Source organism: Vibrio zhanjiangensis (assembly GCF_030161235.1).
In the GTDB taxonomy this organism is placed as follows: Bacteria; Pseudomonadota; Gammaproteobacteria; order Enterobacterales; family Vibrionaceae; genus Vibrio; species Vibrio zhanjiangensis.
The window spans coordinates 1-19877 of sequence record NZ_BSPW01000090.1 but is presented as its reverse complement, the minus strand read 5'-3'; the positions used below and the strand labels follow the sequence as shown (position 1 = coordinate 19877).

The 19877-nt window shown below is 42.4% G+C and carries 23 protein-coding genes and 4 tRNA genes; 14 read left to right on the top strand and 13 right to left on the bottom strand.

What is annotated here, in order from left to right:
• Nucleotides 1–52 precede the first annotated feature (52 nt).
• The 3 genes from QQK21_RS19490 to QQK21_RS19480 form a co-directional block, all read right to left on the bottom strand.
• Entirely contained in the window at nucleotides 53–622 is a 570-nt protein-coding gene (locus tag QQK21_RS19490; protein WP_284193837.1) for a TetR/AcrR family transcriptional regulator, read from the bottom strand.
• Nucleotides 619–975 (bottom strand): hypothetical protein, encoded by a 357-nt coding sequence (locus QQK21_RS19485; RefSeq protein WP_284193836.1) that lies wholly within the window; start codon nucleotides 973–975, stop codon nucleotides 619–621. Before QQK21_RS19485 ends, QQK21_RS19490 begins: the two co-directional genes overlap by 4 nt.
• 390 nt (nucleotides 976–1365) lie before the next feature.
• A complete protein-coding gene (locus QQK21_RS19480) occupies nucleotides 1366–1944 on the bottom strand; it encodes a TetR/AcrR family transcriptional regulator (protein WP_284193858.1) in 579 nt (192 codons plus the stop codon).
• Nucleotides 1945–2077: 133 nt separating this feature from the next.
• Here QQK21_RS19480 and QQK21_RS19475 point away from each other — a divergent pair, with 133 nt between their 5' ends.
• Entirely contained in the window at nucleotides 2078–3118 is a 1041-nt protein-coding gene (locus tag QQK21_RS19475; RefSeq protein WP_284193835.1) for an alkene reductase, read from the top strand.
• A gap of 164 nt (nucleotides 3119–3282) precedes the next feature.
• The gene (locus QQK21_RS19470; RefSeq protein ID WP_284193834.1) at nucleotides 3283–4101 is read left to right on the top strand and encodes a substrate-binding periplasmic protein; all 819 of its coding nucleotides are present in this window, start codon (nucleotides 3283–3285) and stop codon (nucleotides 4099–4101) included.
• Between the two features lie 53 nt (nucleotides 4102–4154).
• Here QQK21_RS19470 and QQK21_RS19465 read toward each other — a convergent pair.
• The 7 genes from QQK21_RS19465 to uvrY form a co-directional block, all read right to left on the bottom strand.
• Nucleotides 4155–4230: transfer RNA gene (locus QQK21_RS19465), tRNA-Gly, on the bottom strand.
• A gap of 13 nt (nucleotides 4231–4243) precedes the next feature.
• A tRNA-Leu gene (locus QQK21_RS19460) sits at nucleotides 4244–4330 on the bottom strand.
• 70 nt (nucleotides 4331–4400) lie between these two features.
• Nucleotides 4401–4476 (bottom strand) — tRNA-Gly (locus QQK21_RS19455).
• A 3-nt stretch (nucleotides 4477–4479) separates the two neighbouring features.
• Nucleotides 4480–4553, bottom strand: a tRNA-Cys gene (locus QQK21_RS19450).
• Nucleotides 4554–4786: 233 nt separating this feature from the next.
• The gene (pgsA, locus tag QQK21_RS19445; RefSeq protein WP_160927001.1) at nucleotides 4787–5344 is read right to left on the bottom strand and encodes a CDP-diacylglycerol--glycerol-3-phosphate 3-phosphatidyltransferase; all 558 of its coding nucleotides are present in this window, start codon (nucleotides 5342–5344) and stop codon (nucleotides 4787–4789) included.
• 77 nt (nucleotides 5345–5421) lie between these two features.
• Complete coding sequence (gene uvrC, locus QQK21_RS19440) at nucleotides 5422–7254, bottom strand: excinuclease ABC subunit UvrC (protein WP_284193833.1); 1833 nt, start codon at nucleotides 7252–7254, stop codon at nucleotides 5422–5424.
• The gene (gene uvrY, locus QQK21_RS19435) at nucleotides 7254–7898 is read right to left on the bottom strand and encodes a UvrY/SirA/GacA family response regulator transcription factor (protein WP_284193832.1); all 645 of its coding nucleotides are present in this window, start codon (nucleotides 7896–7898) and stop codon (nucleotides 7254–7256) included. Before uvrY ends, uvrC begins: the two co-directional genes overlap by 1 nt.
• Nucleotides 7899–8248: 350 nt before the next feature.
• Here uvrY and QQK21_RS19430 point away from each other — a divergent pair, with 350 nt between their 5' ends.
• The 3 genes from QQK21_RS19430 to QQK21_RS19420 all read left to right on the top strand — a co-directional run bounded on the left by QQK21_RS19430 (nucleotide 8249) and on the right by QQK21_RS19420 (nucleotide 13110).
• Nucleotides 8249–8734, top strand: coding sequence for a DUF3015 domain-containing protein (locus tag QQK21_RS19430; protein WP_284193831.1), 486 nt, complete (start codon nucleotides 8249–8251; stop codon nucleotides 8732–8734).
• Between the two features lie 108 nt (nucleotides 8735–8842).
• Nucleotides 8843–10693 carry an Lnb N-terminal periplasmic domain-containing protein gene (locus tag QQK21_RS19425; RefSeq protein ID WP_284193830.1) on the top strand — a complete coding sequence of 617 codons (1851 nt, stop codon included), beginning with the start codon at nucleotides 8843–8845 and terminating at the stop codon, nucleotides 10691–10693.
• 53 nt (nucleotides 10694–10746) lie between these two features.
• A complete protein-coding gene (locus QQK21_RS19420) occupies nucleotides 10747–13110 on the top strand; it encodes a DNA polymerase II (RefSeq protein ID WP_284193829.1) in 2364 nt (787 codons plus the stop codon).
• Between the two features lie 11 nt (nucleotides 13111–13121).
• Here the strand turns inward: QQK21_RS19420 and QQK21_RS19415 are convergent, their stop codons facing one another.
• Entirely contained in the window at nucleotides 13122–13889 is a 768-nt protein-coding gene (locus QQK21_RS19415; protein ID WP_284193828.1) for a nucleotidyltransferase domain-containing protein, read from the bottom strand.
• A gap of 136 nt (nucleotides 13890–14025) precedes the next feature.
• On the opposite strand from QQK21_RS19415, the gene efpL reads away from it, so the two are divergent.
• The gene (efpL, locus tag QQK21_RS19410; protein ID WP_284193827.1) at nucleotides 14026–14592 is read left to right on the top strand and encodes an elongation factor P-like protein YeiP; all 567 of its coding nucleotides are present in this window, start codon (nucleotides 14026–14028) and stop codon (nucleotides 14590–14592) included.
• Between the two features lie 3 nt (nucleotides 14593–14595).
• Nucleotides 14596–14910 carry an HI1450 family dsDNA-mimic protein gene (locus QQK21_RS19405; protein WP_284193826.1) on the top strand — a complete coding sequence of 105 codons (315 nt, stop codon included), beginning with the start codon at nucleotides 14596–14598 and terminating at the stop codon, nucleotides 14908–14910.
• 96 nt (nucleotides 14911–15006) lie between these two features.
• Here QQK21_RS19405 and ihfA read toward each other — a convergent pair whose 3' ends face one another.
• Nucleotides 15007–15303: an integration host factor subunit alpha gene (gene ihfA / locus QQK21_RS19400; protein WP_114785549.1), complete on the bottom strand. Its 297-nt coding sequence runs from the start codon at nucleotides 15301–15303 to the stop codon at nucleotides 15007–15009.
• A gap of 566 nt (nucleotides 15304–15869) precedes the next feature.
• Here ihfA and QQK21_RS19395 point away from each other — a divergent pair.
• The 6 genes from QQK21_RS19395 (at nucleotide 15870) to QQK21_RS19370 (ending at nucleotide 18710) form a co-directional block, all read left to right on the top strand.
• The gene (locus QQK21_RS19395) at nucleotides 15870–16112 is read left to right on the top strand and encodes a hypothetical protein (RefSeq protein ID WP_284193825.1); all 243 of its coding nucleotides are present in this window, start codon (nucleotides 15870–15872) and stop codon (nucleotides 16110–16112) included.
• A gap of 182 nt (nucleotides 16113–16294) precedes the next feature.
• Complete coding sequence (locus QQK21_RS19390) at nucleotides 16295–16828, top strand: septation protein A (protein WP_284193824.1); 534 nt, start codon at nucleotides 16295–16297, stop codon at nucleotides 16826–16828.
• Nucleotides 16829–16991: 163 nt separating this feature from the next.
• Nucleotides 16992–17390, top strand: a complete 399-nt coding sequence (gene yciA / locus QQK21_RS19385; protein WP_284193823.1) for an acyl-CoA thioester hydrolase YciA — start codon at nucleotides 16992–16994, stop codon at nucleotides 17388–17390.
• A gap of 111 nt (nucleotides 17391–17501) precedes the next feature.
• Nucleotides 17502–17798, top strand: coding sequence for a YciI family protein (locus QQK21_RS19380; RefSeq protein ID WP_284193822.1), 297 nt, complete (start codon nucleotides 17502–17504; stop codon nucleotides 17796–17798).
• A gap of 1 nt (nucleotide 17799) precedes the next feature.
• Nucleotides 17800–18192 (top strand): GspS/AspS pilotin family protein, encoded by a 393-nt coding sequence (locus QQK21_RS19375; RefSeq protein ID WP_284193821.1) that lies wholly within the window; start codon nucleotides 17800–17802, stop codon nucleotides 18190–18192.
• 302 nt (nucleotides 18193–18494) lie between these two features.
• Entirely contained in the window at nucleotides 18495–18710 is a 216-nt protein-coding gene (locus QQK21_RS19370; protein ID WP_284193820.1) for a hypothetical protein, read from the top strand.
• A gap of 58 nt (nucleotides 18711–18768) precedes the next feature.
• Here the strand turns inward: QQK21_RS19370 and QQK21_RS19365 are convergent, their stop codons facing one another.
• Nucleotides 18769–19020, bottom strand: a complete 252-nt coding sequence (locus QQK21_RS19365) for a DUF1289 domain-containing protein (protein ID WP_284193819.1) — start codon at nucleotides 19018–19020, stop codon at nucleotides 18769–18771.
• Nucleotides 19021–19206: 186 nt separating this feature from the next.
• On the opposite strand from QQK21_RS19365, the gene QQK21_RS19360 reads away from it, so the two are divergent.
• Nucleotides 19207–19653 carry an META domain-containing protein gene (locus QQK21_RS19360; protein WP_284193818.1) on the top strand — a complete coding sequence of 149 codons (447 nt, stop codon included), beginning with the start codon at nucleotides 19207–19209 and terminating at the stop codon, nucleotides 19651–19653.
• Nucleotides 19654–19877: the final 224 nt, after the last annotated feature.

Sequence of the window (19877 nt, the reverse complement as noted above, 5' to 3'; positions counted from 1 at the left end):
GCACCAACGAAAAGGACCCGCATCGCGGGCCCTTTGCTATATGGGAGCTAGTCTAGCTAACTAAGGACATCGTCTCTTGCATGGCAGTCTCTAGAATCGCGCGATTTCTTTGCATTGCCGCCATGAGAGTAGAGCCAAGCCAAAGCCCATAAATCGTACGAGACAGCGCTTTAGGATCGGCGATATTAAAGTCGTCATCTTCATTTCCTTCAATAAACAGATCCGCCATTCGCTGGATGATTTTCTCGGCACCCTCCGACATTGTTGACTGCATTCGGTTGGAAGTGCCTGAAATCTCACCTGCCAGTTTGACGACCAGACACTGAATTCGAAAGTCGTCCGTTAGCTTGGATTCGCTCCAGAATGTAAAGTACTCTATCACTCTTTGTTGGCGAGTCATTGTATCATCACTTAAGTAGCCATCTAATATCGATAAGTGATTATCAAAGTAATCCCCAAGTAGGATTTCGCCAAAATGCTCTTTTGATTTGAAGTAGTGGTAAAAAGAACCTTTGGTGCCCTCTGCTTCGTTGATGATCTTCATAAGCCCAACACCGGTAAACCCATGTTCATTAATTAGCTTGAAGCCCGCATCCAACATGGCTTGACGCATATCTTTCACTGGTTATTACTCTCTATATGACATAGTCTAGATAGTATACCAACCGATTTGTCTAGTGGGAACATAGCAGCTGCGCTGCAATTGAGATGCTCGCTAACGATACAACACTTCGCGATGTTGAAATCTCTGAAGTCACTAAAACACTCGCCTGCGGCAAATCCGTCTTGGGCGGTAAAACCCTCCATTGTGAAAGCGACGACTGCTCCTATGTTAAAGACATTTGGTTTACCTGCTCTAGCCGCGCCAGCCCTCGCTGTGGCAAAAAATCCACCGATAACTGGATAGTTCAACAGGTGAATCGACTCCCTCAGTGCTCTTGAATGCACATGACGTTCACCATGCCTTATGGTCACCTTTTCTCCACAACCGTGCGCTTCTCGATACACTCTGCCAGCCGGCCGTTGACGATCTGCTTTACGCCGCTACACAACGGGGAGTGAAGATTGGGATTTTCTGCTTTCTCAGTATGAATACCTTAACGGCGTGGCGAAGCCATCACATAGGGGAGATCTATCAAAAACCCAGCTTACCGACAATAATAATGATAAGTCTCACTCCAACCATCAATCTTATGGATGGGTAGGCTAGCATGTTCCACCGATAAGCCATCTTTATCATCAAAAAGCACCGTCTGGAGTACTTTGAAATCGCTAAACATGGATCAGACATATTCCCGTGAGCCCAAAAGATGAGATTATTTTTAGTACCGGTCAAGGCAATATATATCGTATTATAAAAGGCAACTAACTGGTAAGGTAATGAATCAATTCTTGCTTTAACTCTTTCAACACACCCGGTTTGGGTTGGGTATGTGAAAGGGTGCGCATCCCGTAAATACCCATCACAAGAAACTGGGTCAATTGTCCGGCAGATTTATTTTTGTTCGCATATCCCTCATCTTGAGCCTGAGAAATTTTATTTTCAATCGAGCGATGCCAATCCTGTAGCATAGAACTGATGAGCTGCTCAATCTCCGAGTCTTGCTGCGCTAATTCACTCAAAGATTTTTGCAATAAACAATCTTTGATCGCCTCTTTTTCACACTCATCTACCACAGAATCTAAATAACGACTTAAACCAGAGAAAACGTTCTCTTGCTCTTTGAACAAGGTTTCAAATTCACGAGATTTGTCATCACGATACTGGCCAAGCGCTGCGATCAAGAGTCCACGCTTGTTTTCAAACGCGCAATAAATTGAGCCAGGATGTAGTCCTGTTGCGGCTTTAAGATCCTGCATACTGGTTTTGGAATACCCTTTATTTACAAAGGCTTCCATTGCAGAACGAAGCACTGTTTCACGATCAAATTCTGCGCTGCGCATCATTACTCACATTTAAATTATCAACAACACCCGATTCTAACGGATTTTGAACAGACATTCAAAAAAGATGTTGAATGTTCATTCAAATTAGACTAACTTGAATGAGCATTCAAGAAATTATCGAGGAAAAACCATGCAACATTTATTCGAACCCATCAAACTTAATGACGCTATTACCCTTAACAATCGTATTGTTATGGCGCCACTCACTCGCTGCATGGCTGATGCCAATCTTGTCCCCACTGATGATATGGTGAAATATTATGCTCGCCGCGCGGATACTGGGCTTATCATCAGTGAAGCAACCATCATACGACCTGATGCGCAAGGTTATCCCAATACTCCTGGCATCTACACTCAAGAACAGATATTAGGATGGCGTAAAGTCACTGATGCCGTTCACCAAAATGGAGGCAAGATTTTCCTTCAGTTATGGCACACAGGCCGAGTCGCACACCCGCACTTCTATGACGGTGATTATGTACTTGCTCCTTCGGCAATCGGTGTTGAAGGTTCGGTTCCACGTATGCGAGAACTTGAATACATCACACCAAAGCCAGCAAGCCGAGAAGAGATAGAGGAGCTGGTTGAAGATTATCGTCAGGCAGCAATTAATGCGCTTGAGGCTGGGTTTGATGGTGTAGAAATCCACGGAGCCAATGGCTACTTAATTGATCAATTTTTACACTTTGCCAGCAATCAGCGCGAGGATGAATTTGGCGGAAATGCCGAAAATATGGCTCGATTTGCCTTGCAAGTGGTCGATGCCGTATCCGAGGCCATTGGCTCAGAAAGGACCGCGCTTCGTCTCTCACCTGGAGCGTATTTCAATATGGAGTCCGATCCAAGGGACAAACAGGTTTTTGACTACTTGCTACAAACTTTAGAAAGCAGAGAATTATGTTATCTGCACGTTGGCATATTCGACGACAATATGACTTTTGATTACTTGGGAGGCAAGGTGTCTGACTATATGCGAGCCCATTACAGCAAAACCTTAATGGGGGTTGGTGGCTTTACCCCTGAGTCAGGTAATGCCGCTTTAGCCGCTGGGAAATTTGATTTATTGGCCATAGGGCGTCCATTAATTGCTAACCCAGACTATGTTGCTAAAGTCAAAGCTGGCGAAGCACTCACCGACTATTCAGATGATATGCTCGCAGAGCTTGTGTAACACGGTGTAAATACTAGACCATGTAACCACATGGTCTTAAATTTGCCTAACTGTGCAACTCGAAAATTCATCTTTTACTGTATGTTAAATTTGGTATACGGCCCTGCAGCTAATTCATTCCCTACTATAGTTAGGTTATTGGTATCAGTAAGTAGGGTGTATATATGAAGTTGCTATTAGGTTCAATTCTAATATTTTTGTGCCTCTTACCATCCAAAACATGGGCTGTTTCTGAGTCTTCAGCACAGACTAATAAAAAAGTGACTATTTATTACTACGATCGAGAACCACTCCGTTTTAAAACTAATAGTGACTATGTAACTGGGATACTTATCGACATCAATCGGCTAGTTTTTGAAAATGCAAATATTTCCTTTGACTTCAATAAGCGTCCTTTCAAAAGAATAATGGAAGAACTTAAAAAACCAAGTATCAAAGGATGTATTTCTGGAATCTATAAAACATCTGAAAGAGTGAGCGAATATTGGTATAGCGATGAACCTTTATTGATTGAAAAGCCTTTCGTTGTTGTAATAAATAATGAAAAAATTTCTGAAATACCCAAAACACCAACAGTAGCTGACGTATTTACTTCAGACCTTAAGTTAGGTACGTACAGTGGTTTTTCATATGGAGCGTGGTTTGACAAGAAAATGGAAGAGTACAATGTGAATAGGCGCGATGTTAGCTATGTAAAAGACATAAAACTAACCAAAAGCGCACATTTACTCCACCTATTAGCCGAAGGACGCGTGGATTTCGTGCTTATGCCTTATGTAGAAGCAAAGTGGATCCTAAGTCACAATGAAGGAATATCTAAATACGTCAGTATTGTTAATGTCACTGACGCGCCCGAACAACATTCACGCTACCTTGTTTGCAGTAAATCAATATCTACAACTGAGGCCACGATGATCAATAAATCCCTTGGCCAAACACTAGAATCTACAGAATATAAGAACATTCTAGATAAATATTATTAGAGTTTAAGGATTCCATTTTTATAGAAAAAACCGCCTAAAAGGCGGTTTAATTTTGGAGCGACACACGAGGTTCGAACTCGTGACCTCAACCTTGGCAAGGTTGCGCTCTACCAACTGAGCTAGTGTCGCGTATAAGGTTAGATGGTGCCCCGGGCCGGACTTGAACCGGCACAGCGCGAACGCCGAGGGATTTTAAATCCCTTGTGTCTACCAATTCCACCACCAGGGCACGCAAATCTAAAACTTGCGATGGAGACACCATCTTGATAATGATTGTTGGTTATCACTATCTTAAAATTTGGAGCGACACACGAGGTTCGAACTCGTGACCTCAACCTTGGCAAGGTTGCGCTCTACCAACTGAGCTAGTGTCGCAAATGGAGGCGCGTCCCGGAGTCGAACCGAGGTCCACGGATTTGCAATCCGCTGCATAGCCACTCTGCCAACGCGCCGCCGTAACTCCAATCGTTTCGCTTTTTTTGCTGCGTTCCTCTTGGGTACGGGATGCATTCTACGGATTCGAACTAATCAGTCAACACTATTTTTTATTTTTTGAATCGTTTGTCTAATTAAGCGTCAAAAAGCGCTAATTTGGTTATTTTAGTCGCATAAATCCGTTGAATTTAACTAAGTTAGCTGTCGTAAAGTCTATGCGATAACAAAAAAACGGGCATAAGCCCGTTTTTCAGTGGTGTTCCTCATTGAGGAGATCATCCTTAGCAGCAATCAGGTATTGAGCCATTGACCAATAAGTCAACACTGTAGCCACATATAAGCTGATATAACCTAGCCAAACCATCCAATCATCGTATCGCCAAATAAGCACCCACAAGGCAAACATCTGGCTGAGCGTTTTGACTTTCCCCACCCAAGAAACAGCCACACTGGCGCGTTTACCTATCTCAGCCATCCACTCCCGAAGCGCCGAAATAATGATCTCACGGGCGATCATAGTCACCGCAGGAATCGTTACCCAAATACTATGGTAATGCTCGGTAATCAAAATCAGTGCACTTGCGACCAGAACTTTATCAGCCACTGGATCGATAAATGCGCCAAAGCGAGACATTTGTCCAAGCTTGCGTGCCAGCATCCCATCTAACCAATCGGTAAAGCCTGCGACCCAAAACACCATTGCAGCGGCAAAAGGGGCCCAACTATAGGGGAGATAAAATACGACGACAAACACCGGAATAAGAAGAAGTCGTAATAATGATAAAATGTTCGGGATAGTTAAACGCATATTTATTGGGGCTCTTATCGTGTGCGTATTGCTCTGTTCACTGCTTAACAACGGGACTCTATGGTGCGTGATTTTTTCTATTGTTTCAATGCTTGATAAATGTTTTCTGCCAAAGAGATACTAATCCCCGGAACTTTAGCGATTTCCTCTGCACTGGCACGGCGAAGTTCTTGCAGTCCGCCCATATACTTAAGTAAAGATTGTCGACGTTTGGGCCCGATGCCTTCGATACCTTCTAACGCACTCGTTTTTCTCGTCTTCCCACGCTTTGCTCTGTGACCAGCAATGGCATGGTTATGGCTTTCATCCCGAATATGTTGCATTACATGCAGCGCAGGGTCATCGCTTGAAAGATGAAACTCTTCTCCTTCCGGCGTGATGAGTGTCTCTAACCCTGGTTTACGAGTCACTCCTTTAGCAATACCAATCAAACGAGGACGTTTGGGCCAATCCTGCCAATACTTAGCGATGATCTCGACAGCGCGATTAAGCTGCCCTTTCCCACCATCAATAAATACAATATCTGGGATTCTTTCCACATCGATCTGTTTCGAATAACGACGCTCAAGCACCTGCCCCATAGCGGCATAATCATCACCACCTGTGATACCACTAATATTATAGCGGCGATACTCTTGCTTCACTGGCCCATCTTGGTTAAACACCACACACGATGCAATGGTACTTTCACCTTGAGTATGCGAGATATCAAAACATTCCATGCGCAAAATACTGTCCATATCGAGAAGTTCACGCAGGGCTTTAAAACGCTGAGAAATCGTCATCTTATGGTTGATTTTGCTGGTTACAGCCGTCAAAGCATTGGTATTAGCCAGTTTTAGATATCGCGCCCTTGGACCAGTTGGATTCATATGAAAATGAATCTTACGTCCTGCGATATCACCCAAGGCTTGTTGCAATGGTTTCGCATCATCTATCAAATCAGCATTAGCAATAATTATTGCAGGAATAGTACGTGCTTCGTTGTGACTCAAGTAGTACTGACTAAGAAAGCTATAGAAGACTTCTTGCTGGCTTGTATTACTGGGGATTTTGGGAAAATGACTTCGACTGCCAAGGACTTTACCTTGGCGTATCATCAAAATATGAATACATGCGACCCCGTTTTCCTGAGCAAAGCCAAGCACGTCCATATCCTCTTGCGAATCATGAGAAACAAACTGCTGTTCTTGAACACGGCGTATGGCTTGTATTTGGTCACGTAGCTTTGCGGCATCCTCAAACCTTAGCTGATGACTCGCTATTTCCATCTTTTCAACGAGTGTAGATAGGACTTGCTGATCTTTACCTTGCAGAAATAATCGAACAAGATTGACCAGCTCAGCGTAATCTGTGTCAGAGACAATGTCACTCACACAGGGACCTGCACAACGCCCTATTTGATACATCAAACAAGGGCGAGTACGGTTACTGTATACGGTGTCTTCACATTGTCTTACGGGAAAAATTTTTTGAACTAAATGCAGTGTTTCCCGCACCGCCCCTGAGTCAGGGTAAGGTCCAAAATACTCCCCTTTACGCTTTTTCGCCCCGCGATGCATCGAGAGCCGAGGGTGTTTGTGCCCACTGATAAAAATGTACGGATACGACTTATCATCGCGAAGTAACACATTGTATTTAGGTAAATATTGTTTGATGTAATTGTGTTCTAGTATCAGGGCTTCTGTTTCTGTGTGGGTCACAGTGACATCAATTTGAGTAATATTACTCACTAACGCGCGAGTTTTCTCACTATCAACTTTGGTGCGGAAGTAACTAGAAAGGCGTTTTTTGAGGTCTTTGGCTTTTCCTACATAGATCACCACAGCCTCAGCGTTATACATTCTGTACACGCCGGGCTGATGAGTAACCGTCTTTAAAAAAGAAGCCGAATCAAAGGGGTCGGTCACTACAAAGTCTCAGTATCTAACATTCCATGGCGAATGGCTAAATGGGTCAGCTCAACATCACCATTGATACCAAGTTTATTAAATAACCGATACCGATAACTGTTCACAGTTTTCGGGCTTAAGCTAAGTTGCTCTGATATGTCGGTAACTTTCTGCCCTTTCGTTATCATCATCATAATTTGCAGCTCACGCTCAGAAAGCTCCGCAAACGGGTTCTCTGAAGCAGAAGCAAACTGGCTCAATGCCATCTGCTGCGCAATATCAGGCGAGATATAACGCTGGCCACTATTTACGATACGTATTGCGTTGACCATTTCATCTGGCCCCGCCCCTTTTGTCAGATACCCTGCCGCACCTGCTTGCATCACTTTGGTTGGAAACGGATTTTCCGTATGAACCGTTAAAACGATGATTTTCACGTCAGGATTGAAACGCAAGATTTTTTTGGTCGATTCTAAACCACCAATTCCTGGCATATTCATATCCATCAAAACAACGTCGGCATGATTTGCCCGACACCATTTCACTGCGTCTTCACCGCTTTCAGCTTCCCCTGCTACGTTCATTCCACGGACGTCTTCAATAATACGTCGTATCCCTGTGCGAACCAGCTCGTGATCATCTACAAGGAAAACATTTATCAAACTTGTATCTCCACACTTTTTGTTTGGCTCTGCACCCACTTTTTAACAGTGGATAACAGCATGGCTGCCTATTCTAACCTAATTATGGTTTGTTACTTACTCTGAATATGTGCCCAAACGCAAACTTTAGCAAGTACTTATTTTTATAACTGCCGCTTACCACTCTAATAACACAAATATTGATAAGTCTAGCTGTATATTACTGTAATGACTACAAATTCGGCTTATAAACACATTCTCTTATCAGGCGCTTTGCAAGCGGCCAAAATCTAAACTATGAATACAGGGTGCACTTCTAACAGGCACATATTATATGGAATCATCAAGAGATAATTTTATAAGGATCTATTATGAAAAAGCTTTTAGCGGCGACAGTGTTGGCATCCACTCTACCTATGTCTGGTATCGTACTCGCAGACACTGATATCGGCTGTGGTTTTGGAACCATGATTTTTGATGGTAGTGAAGGAAAGGTACCCAAAATTCTTGCGGCAACAACAAATGGCCTTTTGGGCAACCAAACTTTTGGTATCACGTTTGGCACGCTAGGATGTGACGGTACTGGTAAAGTCACTTCTGCGGAAAAACTAACCGTATTTATTGACGGAAATATTGATAATCTCGCTCGCGATATCGCGAAAGGCCAAGGTGAGACACTGGCCACTCTTGCTGAAATCTGGGGCTTAGATGATGCTGACAAAGCTAAATTTAACTCGTTAGTGCAACAAAACTTCGCACACGTTTTTGTTTCTGAAAACGTTACATCTAAGGAAGTGTTTGTCAATCTCAATCAAGTGATGTCAAAGGATACGGAACTTGCTGGCTACGCTATCTAACATATAAAAGATTTCAGTGCCACTTGCCCAGTGGCATTTTCTCTGTCGTCATCCATACCGATACATGGCACCCCTTTCACTGCTAACCAATATAAGAACCTCCCCTTTATGAAGGCCGTACCAACAACAATTGCTCAACTGCTTAGCTTAAGTCTCTTTACATCCAGTATTGTAAATGCCACCGAGTTCGATATCGATAGGCTTGCTCAGGATTCATACTGGTTAAAACTTGGTCATTACCTGCCTGGTTTTTTGTCCGGTTATAAAAGCACCATAGATAGTGCTTCATTTTTTATTTCACCAGAAGGTAAATATTCACCAACAAAGGAGTTGCAAGCCACCATTACCAAGCTTTACTCACAAGATAAGCGTATAGCCGAGCAAGCCCAATGCCGCTATCCAGCAAGGTACTTTTGGTTAGAAAGTCTGCAAGGTAGGCAAGCTGTTCTTTCATGTCCTGAGTTAGAAACTTGGCAAAACATTATTGATCCTGAGGGGCTGACGCTCGTGTTTCCAACGGCATTTATGAATAATCCCTCTTCAATGTTCGGCCACACCTTACTTCGCATCGATGCTAAAGACCAAACACGCCATAAGGAGCTGGTGGCATTTGCTGTCAACTTTGCTGCTGAGCCAGATTCGCAAGACAATCCAGCGCAATTTGCTATAAAGGGTCTTATCGGCCAATATCCGAGTCGATTTGCCATCATGCCCTACCATATGAAAGTTCGAGAATACAACGATATTGAGTCAAGAGATATCTGGGAATATAAACTCAAACTTTCCCCACAGGAAGTCGAGAGAATCATGCTTCACTTGTGGGAAATGCAAAATGCCGAGTTTGATTATTATTTTCTAGATGAAAATTGCTCTTATCAATTGCTGTCTCTGATCGAATTGGCGCGTCAGGACCTCGCTCTGACCAAACACTTTTCTGTCCAAGCTATTCCCTCAGACACGGTTCGTATTCTGGCGGAAAGCGATTTATTAGACAGTCCGGAATACAGAGCTGCATTTGGTACAAGGCTTTTGCACCAAGCCAATGAGATAGATGATCAACTCTTCCTTGCGGTAGAGAAAGCCACCAAAGGGGATTATCCAAACCAAGAAGACTATTCCGATACACAACGAGCAGCGATACTGGAATTGGCGTACGAGTGGCTTAACTTCCAATTGTATGATCAGGGTTTAGAACGCAATCCAACCGCTAAACGACTCACCGAAATACTTTACCAAAGGAGTAAAATACAAGTCGCCTCTCCTTTTTCACCCGTTAAAAAGCCTTTGGTTTCGCCAGAGCAAGGCCACGCTTCAGCTCGTTTGGGATTGAGTTATCAATATTGGGACAGCAAAAACAATCAAACTACATTAGAATGGCGCGCAGCTTATCACGACTTACTTGATTCTCAACAAGGCTTCGTAGCGGGCGCACAAATCAATTTTCTCGATACTCAATTGAGCATCGACAATGTGGGCTCAACAAGACTGGACCGATTCTACTTGTTTGATGCTATGGCTCTAGCCCCTAGCAATAAGGTCTTCGACAGTTGGTCATGGAATTTACGCACTGGATTTGACCGTCAGCCAGTTTCAAAAGCAACATCTGAACGCTGGTTTGCTCAAGGCGGTTATGGTAAATCATGGGGGGCCTCAGACAAAACACACTTTTATACTTTAGCCTCAGGGGAGCTTAATGGTGGAGAAATCACGCACTATGATTTCACTCTCGGCCTAGGCATTGAAGCCGGCGCTTTATTTCAAATCCACCCGAAACATAGACTTGGAATACAAGGGCAATATCTTGCACTGATTGACTCAGAAGATAGCAACCACTCAGACGTAAACATCAGCTGGAATTGGTCATTTAACCAGCACTTCGCTCTAAGAACTCAAGTGAACTATCAGCAATGGCAATCAGAGGATATCGGCGCAAAAATAACTGGCTTCATTTATTACTAGCCGATAATAGGCTTGTGATAAGCTAAACAACGAATTTTTTGAGAGTACTTTTCATGTCAATCCAACAAGGATTTTTATTGACACGCCAAGCGAGAGACATATCCGGTCAAGCTCAGATTGATCTCTGGCTATCAACCGACCACGGGCCTGTACAATTAATCATCCAAGGAGAACAGCCAGTTTTTTTTATCTCTCAAAAAGACAGCGCGCAGTGCCAAGTTCTTATCCAAGCGATGGGAATTCAAGCAACGACAAAAACTGTCTCACTCACAAGTTTTGATGGTACCGAGCTTGCAGCATGTTATTGTGCGACCATAAGAGACTCTCAGCAACTTAGCCAGCAACTCAAACAGCGAGATGTTTTGGTGCTTGAAGATGATATCCGTCTGGCTGATCGCTATTTAATGGAACGTTTTATTCAGGGGAGTCTTGAGTTTACGGGCACTTCTCAACTAAAACGAGGTTATACAAGGCTCTACAAGGCTAAGTGTCGAAAGTGTAACTATACGCCTCAGCTCAAAGTGGTTTCATTAGATATAGAGTGCTCAGAGAAAGGCGTACTGTACTCTGTGGGCCTTGATAGCCCAATGGACAGCCGAGTGATAATGATAGGCGAGCGTCAGGAGGCAGAGACCAATATCGAATGGGTTGAAAACGAGCAGCAACTCTTACTTGCCATGCTACGTTGGTTTGAACAATTCGATCCTGATGTCATTATTGGCTGGAACGTCATCGACTTTGATTTTCGAGTTCTGCACAAACGCGCCGATTGGCACAAAATCAAATTAACGCTTGGGCGTGCCAGCCAAAATAGCTTTTTTCGAACATCGACTAACACTCAACAGGCTTTTGTTGCCATTCCGGGCAGAGTGGTAATGGATGGTATTGACACGCTTAAAACTGCAACATATCACTTTCGCAGCTGGTCTCTGGAGTCTGTGTCACAAGAACTGTTAGGCGAAGGAAAAAAAATCCACAATGTACACGATCGAATGGATGAAATTAATCAGATGTTTGCCGAGGATAAACCCTCTTTGGCAAAATATAATCTCCATGACTGTGTTCTTGTCAATAAAATTTTCGCCCAAACTCATCTATTAGAATTTGCAATCGAACGCTCAAAACTCACTGGAGTTGAACTGGATCGTGTGGGAGGCTCGGTCGCCGCATTCACTAACCTCTATCTGCCTCGAATTCACCGTTCTGGCTACGCTGCGCCAAATTTGGAATCTGAAAATTGGCTAGCAAGTCCAGGTGGTTACGTTATGGACTCGATACCCAACCTTTATGATTCTGTTTTAGTTCTTGATTTTAAAAGTCTCTATCCATCAATCATTCGATCATTTCTCATTGACCCTATGGGTTTAGTCGAAGGGCTTAAACTGGATATAGGTAAACAGGAGCACCAAGCTGTGCCAGGTTTTCGCGGAGGACAATTTCATCGTAGCAAACACTTCCTACCTGCTATGATTGAGCAGCTCTGGGCCGCTAGAGATCAAGCCAAACACAATCATGAGAAGGTATTTTCACAAGCGATAAAAATCATCATGAATTCATTTTATGGTGTGTTAGGTTCATCTGTCTGCCGCTTCTTTGATACACGCTTGGCATCAAGTATTACTATGCGTGGGCATGAAATCATGAAGCAAACCCAAAAACTCATCGAGGACAAAGGCTATCAAGTCATCTATGGTGACACAGACTCCACCTTCGTGTCGTTAAATGGAAAATTCTCCCAGCCACAAGCCGATGAAATAGGGAAAAAACTCGTAGACGATATTAATTCGTGGTGGACCACGCACCTTAAGGAAGAATATAACTTAACGTCGATTCTTGAATTAGAGTATGAAACCCATTATCGGAAGTTTTTGATGCCAACGATTCGGGGTCAGGAAACTGGATCAAAAAAGCGTTATGCTGGACTGATTGGCGAAGGCAAGTCAGAAAAAATTGTGTTTAAAGGCCTAGAAAGCGCCCGTACCGATTGGACTCCCCTGTCGCAACGCTTTCAATATCAACTTTATTCGATGGTTTTTCATGAACAAGATCCGACCCATTATATCATAGAGTTTGTTGAACAAACGTTAGCGGGTGAGTTTGACTCAGAACTTGTCTATCAAAAACGTCTGCGACGCAAACTCCATGAATATCAGAAGAACATTCCTCCTCAAGTAAGAGCAGCCCGCCTAGCCGATGATATCAATGCTCAATTAGGAAGACCTCTTCAGTACCAGAACAAAGGTAGAATTGAGTATGTGATAACAATTAACGGACCGGAGCCACTGGAATATTTAAAAAGTCCGATAAACTACCAACATTACATCGATAAACAACTTAAGCCCGTCGCAGAAGCCATTTTGCCATTTGTAGGGATCAATTTTAGGAGTCTATGTGAACCTCAATTAGGTTTGTTCTAATTCTAAACGACCTAGCCAATACGAAATTCTGTTTTTTGATACTGTTTAACCAGCCATTCTCCATAACCGTCGAGAATTCCTATCACGGAACGTTTTGCGATAAAACGTCCAGATAACAAAATCCCCAATCGTTCAATTTCTACCTGTTTCTCTGGGTAATAACATAAGAAATGGTTGCCACACTCTATAGGATCTTCAAACCAGTTTTTGTCTTTATACATCACCAGAGAATAGCTGGCTCTGAGTAGTTTTTTCGCAATAATAACTTGAGATTTGATTTGTTCTTCTGGTGTTGCTGAACGAGCAATTCGATTTCTATAGACTGCAACCCAATTCTCTACATCCATATTCCAGTGTTTGGCAACTTCCCAGCTTGGCTCGTAATCGCCAAAACATTCAGCGAGATTTTCACCGTAAACACAAACCGAGCAATGACGTAGCTGAAATCCCCAAGAAAATATACTGTCTAAGCTCGCAATCTCTTCCGCCAACGTATTGGTGATGGCTACGCCATTAATAAACGGGTAAGATTTTTGAAAGCGCCATTTTATTGAATTGAAGAGGGTCGTTCTTACATCACTGAAGCTCTCTTTCGATACCACAATTACATCAAGGTTTGATAAGTTTGGCTCAGCTCGTTTTCGCGCAACACTTCCATAGATGTAAACACTGTGTAGGTTCTCGCCCAGCCCACTCTTGAGAAAACTCACGAGTTCATCTATCGCTGGCTGATACATTTCCTGAAACGGTTGGTTAGGATCAATAACTGAAAGACGCATATCCCTGATTACAATAATTTTTAGACATTCTATCCTCTAATGTTCGCCCACACATTGGCACGAATCAAGATATTCCTTCGTTTAAACTCTATGTATATAATACACCAGTCCCATTTCATACTAAGGAAATACATTCATGCCAAAGGCAAGTGAGCTTAAAAAGGGTTTTGCTATCGAATCAAATGGTAAAACACTACTAATCAAAGATATTGAAGTGACAACCCCAGGTGGTCGAGGCGGTGCAAAAATATACAAACTACGCTGCGTGGAACTGTCTACTGGAGCTCGCGTCGATGAAAGATTCAAATCCGATGATGTTGTCGATACTGTTGACATGTTCAAACGTGCGGTCGCATTCTCTTATATCGATGGTGAAGAGTACATCTTCATGGACAACGAAGACTACACTCAATTCACGTTTAAGAAATCAGACATTGAAGATGAATTGCTCTTTGTGACTGAAGAAATTCAAGGGCTGCATGTCATCGTGGTAGACAACAACGCCGTGGGTCTTGAACTTCCCGCATCCGTTGAATTAGTGATAGAAGAAACCGACCCTTCGATAAAGGGAGCTTCCGCGTCAGCAAGAACCAAACCCGCTCGATTTGCCACAGGTCTAACAGTGCAAGTACCTGAGTATATTGCCACTGGTGATCGGATTATCATCAATACAGCAGAACGCAAATATATGAGCCGCGCTTAGTTTATGCTGATTTCGTATGATGACGCTATCGAAGCAGCTTATGACATATTTCTCGAGATGGCTGCAGATAATCTCGAACCGGCAGATGTCATTCTCTTCACCGCTCAGTTCGACGAACGAGGTGCGGCTGAGTTGGTAGAAACTGGTGATGACTGGTCACAACATGTTGGATTTGATATTGACAAAAATAGCTATGCCGAAGTTCGGATAGGACTAATCAATGAAGACAGCGATATTTTAGACGACGTCTTTGCCCGTTTGCTCATAAGTCGAGACACAGAACATAAGTTTTGCCATGTTCTCTGGAAGCGAGATTAACCGTAAGGTCAAACGACGCAAAACAAATAGAAGACGGGTTACAACTAACTCCGTCTTCTAGAATTTTTAGGTCCTGACTGGTGAGCAGTTCGCTTATTAGCCTTTGACCTTAGCATTTTCCACTCGAGCTTTTAGTTTCTGCCCAGGACGGAAGGTGACGACACGGCGAGCACTGATTGGAATGTCTTCACCCGTCTTTGGGTTTCTACCCGGTCGTTCATTTTTTTCACGAAGATCAAAATTTCCGAATCCAGACAGTTTTACCTGTTCGCCACTTTCTAGAGCCTTACGAATCTCTTCGAAAAACGCCTCAACCGTTTCCTTGGCATCCCGTTTACTGTATCCAAGCTTTTCAAACAGGTTCTCAGCCAAATCGGCCTTTGTGAGCGCCATAAAACTTTCCTCAAAGCTATGTTTAACATTGCTGCTTTGCAAGCAGCGCCAAAGCATTTTGCTCAGCCAATCAACAACATATCGGCCATACTTGGGAAAGTGTATGCCAACCTTCTGATTTTCGCCAACTTTTTTATTGGTTGAATACGGCTTTAATGTTAATTTTATCATGTAATTAGGGAGGCTTTCTTTGTGCAAGCTTTATTAAAAGCTTATTTTTCAATACATTAAAATAAAAACCTACTATAAACTTCGATAGTAAAAGAATCTCATCTCAGACAATAAAATTTTTGTTTTTTTAATCTCAAAACGACTCGCAATATGAGCATGACACCGAAAAATGCAACATGATTCATATCTGGTCCCATTCTTTGTTTACTATCTCAAAAGAAAACTCCTACTTAACTGTATGAAATAAAGACAAAATAATAAAAACTAGCCCTCTAACATCACTATGGCACCCTATATGCTTTATCAAAATTATTAATCACAAGTGGCAACATTTTGTCGAAGCCACGTCCCAATCTGCAACATGATCAGATTGGATTAGCTAGGAGAAGCTGGATATGGAACTTCATCGACACACATACTACCGACTCATTCACCACGGAATAAAATGTTTGCTGGTCGACCGAATCGGTCACTTTACTGAACATGAGTATCATGACTACCTCAATCACATGATGGGCAAATCGAGCTGTTTCTCAATGAGCAACGAAGAGCTGCAGGTTGCAGTCTCCAATTTGCGAGAGGAAGGGTATCTGGAGGATATCAAACCTCTTGTATCGGCACTGGAAATGTATTGGTAATCGGTACTTAGCACTGTGCGCTGAATCGATGTCATTACATGCAAACCATAATAATTTAAGTCGGTTATTCATAAGCGGCTTAAATTATTCCAACAAGTTTGTATCATAATACGTCTAAGGCCTATGTTCGAAGGCCATATTTAGTTAAACTATGCGCAATATCGAAACTTTAGATTTTTGCAATGAAACAACTATTAGACTTTATCCCACTGATCATCTTTTTTGTTCTTTACAAGATGCAGGACATATATGTCGCGACTGGTGCGCTTATTGTGGCCACTGCAGTTCAAGTTATTCTGACCTATTTTCTGTTCAAAAAAGTAGAGAAAATGCAATTAATTACCTTTGTCATGGTCGCTTTGTTCGGTGGTATGACTATTTTTCTTCATGATGATAATTTCATTAAATGGAAAGTAACTATCGTTTATGTGCTCTTTGCTCTTGGCCTTGCCATTAGCCATGCGATCGGTAAATCGGCTATTAAAGGAATGCTAGGTAAAGAAATTAGTTTGCCCGATCACGTATGGGCCAAAGTCACCTGGGCTTGGGTGATATTTTTTTCTTTGTGTGCAGGAATTAACATCTATGTTGCCTACGAACTTCCTCTCGACGTATGGGTTAACTTTAAAGTATTTGGTCTGTTAGCGGCCACCTTTGGCTACACTATCATCACTGGTATCTACATCTATAAGCATTTACCAAATGAAAAATCGTAGTCAAATACTGGTGAATAGTTAATTGATATTGATATAATCCCCGATAGTCAACCTGTTGAGATTAGACCTTTCTCAAGAGGGGCATAAGTAAAGCTAACGCTTCCCTTGGTGGGATTTTCAGCGGCCATAATAGGTCGCTGTTTTATTTTATGGATGTCTATTTATGAGTCAAAAAATCACCTCTCCACGTGGGCAGCTTCTGCTGCGCACTCTCGCTATGCCTGCTGATACCAATTCCAATGGTGATATATTCGGTGGTTGGATTATGTCACAACTCGATTTGGCAGGCGGTATTCTGGCAAAAGAAATTTCGGGAGGACGCATTGTTACCGTGTCGGTATCAAGCATCACATTTAAAAAACCCGTTCGTGTCGGTGATGTTGTGTGCTGTTATGGAGAATGTAAGAAAATTGGCACAAGCTCAATGAACATTGATCTCGAGGTGTGGGTCAAACCTGTAAAAGAAAATGGCATCGGAGAACGCTTTATGGTCTGTGATGCAACATTTAATTATGTGGCAATCGATACAGAAGGCAAACCACGCGCAATCAAACGGCACTAATTTCACAGTTTCTTGTCAGACCCCCTTTTAAAAACCGTTACATTCTGTACAGTTGAGTTTCACAGACTTTAACCAATGTCTCTCGACATATTCGAACATGAGGACAACAATATGTGGTACGTGATTTTTTCTCAAGACGTTGAAAATTCTCTCGAAAAAAGATTGAGCGTTCGACCAGCTCATTTAGCTCGTTTACAAAAACTTCAAGATGAAGGACGTCTCCTAACTGCAGGTCCTATGCCTGCAATTGATTCCAACGACCCTGGAGATGCTGGTTTTTCAGGTTCTACTGTCATCGCTGAATTTGACTCCCTTCAACAAGCCCAAGATTGGGCAGACAGTGACCCATATGTCGATGCGGGGGTCTATGAACAAGTCATAATTAAGCCGTACAAAAAAGTGTTCTAATATGAAACTGAAACTCTCTCTAGCTATGCTAACCGCCATTTTGGTTACAGGGTGTTCTTCGTCAGGAGAGCAACGTCAACTTGAGATGTTAGCTCATAGCCGAGCCAATATTATTGCTGCAGAGCTGCCAATGGAGGTTGGCCCTCTCACTATCATGAGAGCAAACTCTAATGGCACTATGATAGAAATAATGATGGTCTACAACCAAGATGCTTCAGGCGCCAAACCCATTCAACAGGTGCTTAAGACCAGCATTAAAAGTTATTGTAGTGGGCAAGAGACCAAAAACAACTTAGATGTGGGGCTAAGTTATAGGATTAAAATGCGAAATACTCGCGGTCAGTTAATGATCGATGAGATTGTTACAAAGCAAACTTGCCAAGCATACAAATAGTACCTGTTTTATACACTGTCCGGAGCCTAATATATTTGGCTCCGGATAAGTCTTCAAGATCCCATCACACTAAAAACTTTTATATCAATTAATTTATGAAGTTTTTATGACAATAAAAGCACCTCTCTCCGATAGTCATATTATCTAACTACCAGTTCAACAACAATATTATCAGTTTGTCGTAAATTGTATCTTGCCACTTACCCGTCAAATCATCTACAGCCGACACTTTTGCCATGTTGACGCACAACATCCCTACTTCTAAGGTTTTATCGTAAGGGTCATTGCAGAAGGAGGTACCAATGAAGCGCGCAAGTAATTCCTATCGTTTACAACTAATAAAGGAAATAGCGACAAGGAAAGAAAGATTAGATTGCGGTGATCCTATGGCCAGTTATATCCAACAACTTCTTGATAACAAGTCAAACTCCGAACATCAGAAAGAGCATATTCAGAGATTTCATGGTAATCATTTTGATGAACACATTGGGGGTTGGGTAAGCGATGATTGGGAGTAACTGTATCGTGGAGAATGTTAAACTCCTTAAAACATAACGATAATCGCATGGAAGCAAGTTAAAACAGATCTTGCTGCGGGTCATTTTGTGACATTGTCACCTTCGTCTCCGAATTTCTATTCTCAAGCATCTTCCTACGATAACGTTGGCGACACAACTTTATGATGTGAAGCTGCTCTGCTGGCGAAAATTCTAGCCAATTGAAACGCTCATCTCTCTTGCGCATGCAGCCTTTACAATACCCTTTTTCGTCAACAGTACAGACACCTACGCAAGGGCTAGGGACTGAAAAAAGCTCTAGCTGTTCCATAATACATCTCTCTGCACCTGTGCATCACTACCAATTGTAAGTTCAAGACTCCTACCGTCTTGACAATGGAATGATGAATAAACAATGACTCTAAACTGACAAAAAACAAGTGCTTTCACCTATACTTTGAGTCATAAAAATTGTCTAGCTGATTATATGGCTTTATATATTCCGGAGTTTATTATTATGAAGTTTAGTCCAAAAACGTTACTTGTAGCTGCCTCTCTACCTTTTATAATGACAGCGTGTGCAAGCAATGGGGGTGGCGTCAAAAAAGTTACAGCTCAAGATCTCCAGCACCATAATTGGGAACTGGTCAGCATAGACGGAGAAAAGATCCCCTCTAACGAACAACAAAAGAGACCACGTCTTGAAATCGGTGAGAAACTGATGGCAAACGGTAACGCCGGATGTAACAATTTCTTTGGTCAAGCCGAGCTAAAGGATCATCAATTCCGTATCGAAAAAATGGGAATGACGATGAAGATGTGTATCGGAGAATCAATGGGACTAGAGCAAACATTCTCTCAGACGTTATCACAATGGAGTGACATTACCTTAACCAAAGACACTCTGGTTTTGTCAAATGACTCTCATACCTTAACTTTCGAGCTTAAAGACTGGAAGAAATAATCCCCCCAAAAAAGAAAGTCGAGCCCTTACAAAATCTCTCTTGTTCGTAAGGGCTTTTTGTATCTCTAGCTCACTAAAGAGTAACCACTCTTTTAAACTGGATGATGAGTTCTTTTAGCAATTCTTTGTATCAAGCGTATCATTCACTAGATATATCACCTTGTAGTGGCATAGTGAATTTGGCCACCTGATTAGAGGTGTTAAGATACACCTCGTACACAACA

Bases quoted from the DNA above. Each gene is read 5' to 3' on its own strand.
- QQK21_RS19480 (WP_284193858.1), bottom strand. From the start codon at position 1,944: ATGCGCAGCGCAGAATTTGATCGTGAAACAGTGCTTCGTTCTGCAATG.
- QQK21_RS19475 (WP_284193835.1), top strand. From the start codon at position 2,078: ATGCAACATTTATTCGAACCCATCAAACTTAATGACGCTATTACCCTT.
- QQK21_RS19470 (WP_284193834.1), top strand. From the start codon at position 3,283: ATGAAGTTGCTATTAGGTTCAATTCTAATATTTTTGTGCCTCTTACCA.
- pgsA (WP_160927001.1), bottom strand. From the start codon at position 5,344: ATGCGTTTAACTATCCCGAACATTTTATCATTATTACGACTTCTTCTT.
- QQK21_RS19430 (WP_284193831.1), top strand. From the start codon at position 8,249: ATGAAAAAGCTTTTAGCGGCGACAGTGTTGGCATCCACTCTACCTATG.
- QQK21_RS19425 (WP_284193830.1), top strand. From the start codon at position 8,843: ATGAAGGCCGTACCAACAACAATTGCTCAACTGCTTAGCTTAAGTCTC.
- QQK21_RS19420 (WP_284193829.1), top strand. From the start codon at position 10,747: ATGTCAATCCAACAAGGATTTTTATTGACACGCCAAGCGAGAGACATA.
- QQK21_RS19415 (WP_284193828.1), bottom strand. From the start codon at position 13,889: ATGCGTCTTTCAGTTATTGATCCTAACCAACCGTTTCAGGAAATGTAT.
- efpL (WP_284193827.1), top strand. From the start codon at position 14,026: ATGCCAAAGGCAAGTGAGCTTAAAAAGGGTTTTGCTATCGAATCAAAT.
- QQK21_RS19405 (WP_284193826.1), top strand. From the start codon at position 14,596: ATGCTGATTTCGTATGATGACGCTATCGAAGCAGCTTATGACATATTT.
- ihfA (WP_114785549.1), bottom strand. From the start codon at position 15,303: ATGGCGCTCACAAAGGCCGATTTGGCTGAGAACCTGTTTGAAAAGCTT.
- QQK21_RS19395 (WP_284193825.1), top strand. From the start codon at position 15,870: ATGGAACTTCATCGACACACATACTACCGACTCATTCACCACGGAATA.
- QQK21_RS19390 (WP_284193824.1), top strand. From the start codon at position 16,295: ATGAAACAACTATTAGACTTTATCCCACTGATCATCTTTTTTGTTCTT.
- yciA (WP_284193823.1), top strand. From the start codon at position 16,992: ATGAGTCAAAAAATCACCTCTCCACGTGGGCAGCTTCTGCTGCGCACT.
- QQK21_RS19380 (WP_284193822.1), top strand. From the start codon at position 17,502: ATGTGGTACGTGATTTTTTCTCAAGACGTTGAAAATTCTCTCGAAAAA.
- QQK21_RS19375 (WP_284193821.1), top strand. From the start codon at position 17,800: ATGAAACTGAAACTCTCTCTAGCTATGCTAACCGCCATTTTGGTTACA.
- QQK21_RS19370 (WP_284193820.1), top strand. From the start codon at position 18,495: ATGAAGCGCGCAAGTAATTCCTATCGTTTACAACTAATAAAGGAAATA.
- QQK21_RS19365 (WP_284193819.1), bottom strand. From the start codon at position 19,020: ATGGAACAGCTAGAGCTTTTTTCAGTCCCTAGCCCTTGCGTAGGTGTC.
- QQK21_RS19360 (WP_284193818.1), top strand. From the start codon at position 19,207: ATGAAGTTTAGTCCAAAAACGTTACTTGTAGCTGCCTCTCTACCTTTT.